Below are 6,139 nucleotides of genomic sequence, written 5' to 3'. Positions count from 1 at the left end.
CTCAACACCATCGAGACGTACGTGGCGTGGAACGCGCACGCCCCGGAGCCCGGCACGTTCGACCTTGACGCGGTACCACCGGCCGTAGTGACAATCGCGGCTTCGGGGTGGTGGGCACCGAACAAAGCGACCTCGCACCCACCCAAGCCAGCTACACCTCCGGGCAAAGCCCCCGGTTTCAACGCTACTCGCGAGCACCGACAATCCCAGACAACCGAACCAAAGTTGTCCACAGCCCCACGAAGTTGTCCACAGGGAAAGTCAGCGCAGCGCGAGATCCGTGCGGCGCACCGTGGCCACTTCATCCGCCGGCCGAGCGGCGAGCAACGCTGCGATCGGGCCGTGGCCCGGCAGCACCGCGTCCGGCTCGATCTCCACCCACGGCACCAGCACGCTCGCGCGGTCCGGGGTTCCCGGGTGGGGCAGGAGCAGCTCCGGGTCCTCCGACATCACGCCGTCCACTGTGACCACGTCGACGTCCAGGGTCCGGGGGCCCCAGCGCAGCTCGCGGACCCGGCCCGCCGCCTGCTCGGCCTCCTGGCCCGTCCGGAGCCAGGCCCAGTGGTCGCGGGCCGGGTCGTCGACCACGCAGACCGCGTTGAGGAAGTCCGGCTGGTCCTCCACTCCCCACGCCTTCGTCTCGTACACGCTCGACACCGCGACCAGCGCCGGCCGGACGGCGTCGAGCGCCAGGTTCAGGAAGCCCAGCCGGTCGCCCAGGTTGGAGCCGAGGGACAGGACCGCGCGGCTCACCGGTCGCGCCGGACCGTGACGGCCACGTCGTCGAACGTCAGCGGGATCGGCGCCGACGGCTTGTGGACCGTCACCTCGACCGCGCCCAGGCGCTCGTCGCGCATCACTTCGTCGGCGATCTTGCCCGCGACGCTCTCGATCAGGTCGTACGGCTCGCCCGCGACGATCCCCGCCGCCAGCTCGGCCAGCTCGCCGTAGTGCAGGGTCTTCGTCAGGTCGTCCGACGCCGCGGCCGGCCCGAGGTCCAGCCACACCGTGATGTCGACGACGAACTCCTGGCCGTCCCGCTTCTCGTGCTCGAACACGCCGTGGCGCCCGAACACGCGCAAACCGGTCAGCGTGATCCGGTCAGCCATCCGTCCTCCAAGCGGCGGCCACCGCGACCGCGTCCAGCGAAGCCCCGACCTCGTGCACACGCACGCCCCACGCACCGGCCGCCGCGGCGAGCGCGGAGATCGCCGCGGTGGCGTCCTCCCGGCCGTCCGGCGGACGCGGTGTTCCGTCCTTTTCGGACAGCAGGCGGCCGAGGAACCTCTTGCGCGAGGCGCCCACGAGCACCGGGAAACCCAGCGACAGCAACGAGTCCAAACCACGCAGCAACGCCCAGTCGTGCTCGGCGTTCTTCGCGAAACCCAGCCCGGGGTCCAGCACGATCGCGCTCTCGGCGACGCCGGCCGCGAGCGCCGCGTCCACTCTGGACAGCAACTCGGCGCGCACGTCGGCCACGACGTCCTCGTACTCGGCGAGCGCCTGCATGTCCTTGCTGTGCCCGCGCCAGTGCATCAGCACCCACGGCACCCCGGCGTCAGCCGCGACGCGCGCCATGTCCGGATCGGCCAGCCCGCCCGAGACGTCGTTGACGACGTGCGCGCCGGCTTCGAGCGCCGCGGCGGCCACGGCGGCCCGCGTGGTGTCCACCGACAGCGCCACCCCTTCGGCGGCGAGCGTCTTGATCACCGGCAGGACGCGCTGCAGCTCGGTGGCGGCGTCCACCCGGGACGCTCCCGGCCGCGTCGATTCGCCCCCGACGTCGATCAGGTCGGCCCCGCGCGCCCACATCTCGCGGGCGTGCTCCAGCGCCTGGTCGAGCCCGAGGTAACGGCCACCGTCCGAAAAGGAATCGGGCGTCACGTTCAGCACGCCCATCACCACGCACCGGCCGGGCGCGGGAAGCCCCACGCTCACCGGCGCGCCTTGATGAGATCGAGCGCCTCCGCCCGCGACGACGGTGACGTCTTCAGCTGCCCGCGCACGGCGGAGGTGGTGGTGCGGGCACCGGGCTTCCGGATGCCGCGCATGGCCATGCAGAGGTGCTCGGCCTCGATGACGACGATCACGCCGCGGGGCTCGAGCTTGCGGACGAGGGCGTCGGCGACCTGGGACGTCAGGCGCTCCTGGACCTGGGGGCGCTTGGCGTAAAGGTCGACGAGCCGGGCCAGCTTGGACAGCCCGGTGACCTTCCCGGCGGCGTTCGGGATGTACCCGACGTGCGCGACGCCGTGGAAGGGCACCAGGTGGTGTTCGCACTGGCTGAACATCGGGATGTCCGTGACCAGCACCAGCTCTTCGTGGGACTCGTCGAACGTCTTGTCCAGGACCGAGTCCGGCTCGGTGTAGAGGCCCGCGAACATCTCGCGGTACGCGCGGGCGACCCGGGCGGGGGTGTCCTTCAGACCGTCCCGCTCCGGGTCTTCACCGCAGGCCAGCAAGAGCTCCCGGATCGCCTTCTCCGCCCGGTCGTGGTCGAAGACCGGGCGGTCGGCGTCACTGGGGCTTTTCGGGTCCATCCACGTCACGACGCTCCCCCTCGCTCTGCTGGTTGCCGGCTTGGTCGGCGAACCAGCCGTGCTCACGAGGGCGTTCTTCACCACCGGGCCGCCACGACTGGCCCGGCTGGCCGCCCGGCGAGGTCGCCGGGGTCCAGCCCGGAGGGGCACCGTAGTTGGGCGGGCCGCTCTGGCCGGACGGCTGGCCGCCGCCGTAGGCCTGCGGCCAGTGGGCCGTGCCGTTGGGGCCACCGTTCGGGCCGCCGTAGGGACGGCCGCCGTTCGGGTAGGCGCCCGGCTGCGGCGGGGCGTACGGGTTGGCGTTCGGGTCGACCGGCGACGGCGACGGGTACGGCGGACCGCCCGGCAGCTCGCCCGCGCCCGGGGCGGTGCCGACCGGGGTCGGCTCCGGCTTCAGGACCGGCTTCTCCTTCTCCGGCGGCGGCCACGGCTCGCCGCGCTCCATCGCCAGCTCGCCCGGGGTCTTGATCGGCGGCTTGTCCGACGGCGTCCGCTCACCGAACTCGTTGAACACGGTGATGTGCGGGCGCTTCTCGACCGTCGCGAAGATCCGCTCCAGGTCCTTGCGGGTCAGCGTCTCCTTCTCGAGGAGCTCGATGACCAGCTCGTCGAGCACGTCGCGGTAGGTGTTGAGCACGTGCCACGCCTCGGTGTGCGCCGTCTCGATGAGCTTGCGCACCTCCTCGTCGATCTCGTGCGCCACCTCGAGCGAGTAGTCCGCCTGGCGGCCCGCCGAACGGCCGAGGAACGGGTCGCCCTGCTCCTGGCCGTACTTGACCGCGCCGAGCCGGGCGCTCATGCCGTACTCGGTGACCATCGCGCGGGCGATCTTGGTCGCCTGCTCGATGTCCGACGACGCGCCGGTGGTGGGCTCGTGGAAGACGAGCTCTTCGGCCGTGCGGCCACCCATCGCGAAGACCAGCCGCCCGATCATCTCGGAGCGGGTCATCAGGTCCTTGTCGTCCTCGGGCACGAGCAGTGCGTGCCCGCCCGTGCGGCCGCGCGGCAGGATGGTCAGCTTGTAGACCGGCTCGATGTCCGGCATCGCCCACGCGGCGAGCGCGTGCCCGCCCTCGTGGTAGGCCGTGATCTTCTTCTCCTTCTCGGAGATGATCCGGCTCTTGCGCGCGGGGCCGCCGACGACGCGGTCGACCGACTCCTCGAGCGCCGCGTCGGTGATCACGTGCCCGTTCTGGCGGGCGGTGAGCAGCGCGGCCTCGTTGAGGACGTTCGCCAGGTCGGCGCCGGACATGCCGACGGTGCGCTTGGCCAGGCTGGTCAGGTCGGTGCCCTGGGCGATCGGCTTGCCCTTGGCGTGCACCTCGAGGATCGCCTTGCGGCCGCGCAGGTCGGGCGCGGACACCGGGATCTGCCGGTCGAACCGGCCCGGGCGCAGCAGTGCCGGGTCGAGGATGTCCGGCCGGTTGGTGGCCGCGATCAGGATGATGCCGCCGCGGGCGTCGAAGCCGTCCATCTCGACGAGCAGCTGGTTCAGGGTCTGCTCGCGCTCGTCGTGCCCGCCGCCGAGGCCGGCGCCGCGCTGGCGGCCGACCGCGTCGATCTCGTCGACGAAGATGATGCAGGGCGCGTTCTGCTTGGCCTGTTCGAACAGGTCACGGACACGCGAAGCACCGACACCGACGAACATCTCGACGAAGTCCGAGCCGGAGATCGTGTAGAACGGCACGCCCGCCTCGCCGGCCACGGCCCGCGCGAGCAGCGTCTTGCCGGTACCCGGCGGCCCGTAGAGCAGGACGCCCTTCGGGATCTTCGCGCCGAGCGCCTGGTAGCGCGCCGGGTTCTGCAGGAAGTCCTTGATCTCGTACAGCTCTTCGACGGCCTCGTCGGCACCCGCGACGTCCCCGAAGGTCGTCTTGGGCATGTCCTTGTTCAGCTGCTTGGCCTTGGACTTGCCGAAGTTGAGGACGCGGTTGCCGCCGCCCTGGGCGTTGTTCATCATCCACATCAGCAGGCCCAGCACGAGGGCGAGCGGGATGGCGAAGATGAGGATCTGCGTCAGCACGCCCTGTTGGGTCACCTTGGTGGTGAACTTGATCGGCTGGCCGCCCGCCTTCGCCGCGATCAACGAGTCGTAGATCGGGCGGGTGGCGTCCGCCGGGTACTGCGAAATGATCTGGGTGACCTGCTGGCCGTCGACGTCGATGGGCTTGGCCAGCAGCAGCTTGAGCTGCTGTTCCTTGTCCTCGAGGCTGGCTTCCTTGACGTTGTTCGAGGTGATCTGGGAGTTCGCCACCGAGATGGGTGCCTGGGTGTACCCACGATCACTGTCGAAGATCGTGTTGTACGCGAACAACGCCAGCAACCCCGCGACGATCCACAGCAGTGGGTTCCTGAGCACGCTCTTCCGGTTCATACGACTCGGCCCTGGTGGCCTCGACCCTCCCTGGTTGGGCGGCTCCTGTGATACCCGCCATCACGATCTTGACAACCACTGGTGCCTGGACACCTGCTCATCAGGGTACCGTCCGCTGCCGCGTTCATCCCCTGTGAGCCTCTCGCAGGTCAACGGGCGATACCGCGCCGAGGTTCCCGACGGCACCCACACCCGTTCACGCTAGCGCGTGCCGTCGGACACACTGCTCACCATCTCGCCCAGCCGGGTGCGCAGGGTGGCCGGGTCCGCGGGCGCCACGGTGACCCACTCGCGACCGTCCGTACCTGCGCGGGAGAGGCTCAGGTACCGGCCGGTCGCGGTGTCGAACCAGGCCAGCACGCGGGACCGTTGCTTGGCTCCGACCTGCGAACGGCTGTTCGCTGCCAGCTGACCGCCGCGCTGCCGGGGCTGCCCGGCGATGCGGCCGTAGGCCTCGCGCGGGTCCGCCGTGACGCGTTCGCTCAGCGGGGTCCGGCGCGCCTTGCCGCGTTCCTCACCCGACGCCGGCAGCGACGCCGGCACCCGGATCGGGGCCGTGCGCAGGGCGTCGTCCAGCGGGAGTGTGACCGACGCCTCGCTGCCGCGCGGCCCGGCGGGCAGGATCCCGACGACGGCGGAGACCAGGCCGTCCGGCGGGACGTCCCGCAGCCAAATCCCGTCCGCGTCCTGGACCGCGAGCACGCCCTTGGTCTCGTCGGCCGCCGCGAGGACGCCGACCGTCGGGGCTTCGAACTGCGGGATGTGCAGCGCGTCGATGGTCAGCGGGGCGAAGGCCAGCAGGTGCAGGGCGTCCTCGATCGGCGGGGCGAGCCGGCCGCGCGGTTCGCGGATGCCGCGCGCCTTCAGCTCGACGTCGATGCGGTGACGCAGCGACACGCGCTCATCCTCGGTCGCGCCGTGCGACCGGATGATCAGCGGGTACGGCAGCTCGCCGACCTGCGCCGACTCCCACAGGAAGTCGAACGCCAGCGGCGAGAAGAACTCTTGCATCATCACTCTCCCGGATCGGACTCTTGCTCAGCGTAGCCCGCACCCCCGACAAAACCGGATCGTTCCGGTGCCGGCCTGGGCACATCCGGAGACCGGCCGTCCCAAAGCGGCCCAGCTGGGCGCGCCGGCGCCGGTGCCGGGGAACGCGTGACTCACGGTCAGCCGCTTGGTCTTCGGGAACTTCGCCGCGATGGCCAAGACCGCGCCGCCGCCC

At 71.1% G+C, this 6,139-nt stretch carries 7 protein-coding genes; all 7 read right to left on the bottom strand.

The features are described 5' to 3' along the window. Positions 1-261 precede the first annotated feature (261 nt). Positions 262-753: a 2-amino-4-hydroxy-6-hydroxymethyldihydropteridine diphosphokinase gene (gene folK, locus ACWDN5_RS46020; protein WP_449680710.1), complete on the bottom strand. Its 492-nt coding sequence runs from the start codon at positions 751-753 to the stop codon at positions 262-264. After that, a complete protein-coding gene (gene folB, locus ACWDN5_RS46015; RefSeq protein ID WP_043782376.1) occupies positions 750-1,109 on the bottom strand; it encodes a dihydroneopterin aldolase in 360 nt (119 codons plus the stop codon). The genes folK and folB overlap by 4 nt, the downstream gene beginning before the upstream one ends. After that, the gene (folP, locus tag ACWDN5_RS46010; protein ID WP_310969671.1) at positions 1,102-1,899 is read right to left on the bottom strand and encodes a dihydropteroate synthase; all 798 of its coding nucleotides are present in this window, start codon (positions 1,897-1,899) and stop codon (positions 1,102-1,104) included. Before folP ends, folB begins: the two co-directional genes overlap by 8 nt. A gap of 35 nt (positions 1,900-1,934) precedes the next feature. After that, the gene (folE, locus tag ACWDN5_RS46005; RefSeq protein WP_310969069.1) at positions 1,935-2,540 is read right to left on the bottom strand and encodes a GTP cyclohydrolase I FolE; all 606 of its coding nucleotides are present in this window, start codon (positions 2,538-2,540) and stop codon (positions 1,935-1,937) included. Continuing rightward, the gene (gene ftsH / locus ACWDN5_RS46000) at positions 2,518-4,914 is read right to left on the bottom strand and encodes an ATP-dependent zinc metalloprotease FtsH (RefSeq protein WP_310969071.1); all 2,397 of its coding nucleotides are present in this window, start codon (positions 4,912-4,914) and stop codon (positions 2,518-2,520) included. Before ftsH ends, folE begins: the two co-directional genes overlap by 23 nt. A 201-nt stretch (positions 4,915-5,115) precedes the next feature. Beyond that, on the bottom strand, positions 5,116-5,928 hold the full coding sequence (locus ACWDN5_RS45995; protein ID WP_449680709.1) for an ESX secretion-associated protein EspG: 813 nt from the start codon (positions 5,926-5,928) through the stop codon (positions 5,116-5,118). A gap of 24 nt (positions 5,929-5,952) precedes the next feature. After that, the coding region (locus tag ACWDN5_RS45990; RefSeq protein WP_449680708.1) for a hypothetical protein at positions 5,953-6,139 on the bottom strand (187 nt) is incomplete at its 5' end.

Source organism: Amycolatopsis sp. NPDC003731 (assembly GCF_053586895.1).
This window is presented reverse-complemented; position numbering and strand designations above follow the sequence as displayed.

Excerpts from the sequence above, each read along its gene's own strand:
- folE (WP_310969069.1), bottom strand. The coding sequence starts at position 2,540 with ATGGACCCGAAAAGCCCCAGTGACGCCGACCGCCCGGTCTTCGACCAC.
- folP (WP_310969671.1), bottom strand. The coding sequence starts at position 1,899 with ATGGGCGTGCTGAACGTGACGCCCGATTCCTTTTCGGACGGTGGCCGT.
- folB (WP_043782376.1), bottom strand. The coding sequence starts at position 1,109 with ATGGCTGACCGGATCACGCTGACCGGTTTGCGCGTGTTCGGGCGCCAC.
- ftsH (WP_310969071.1), bottom strand. The coding sequence starts at position 4,914 with ATGAACCGGAAGAGCGTGCTCAGGAACCCACTGCTGTGGATCGTCGCG.
- ACWDN5_RS45995 (WP_449680709.1), bottom strand. The coding sequence starts at position 5,928 with ATGATGCAAGAGTTCTTCTCGCCGCTGGCGTTCGACTTCCTGTGGGAG.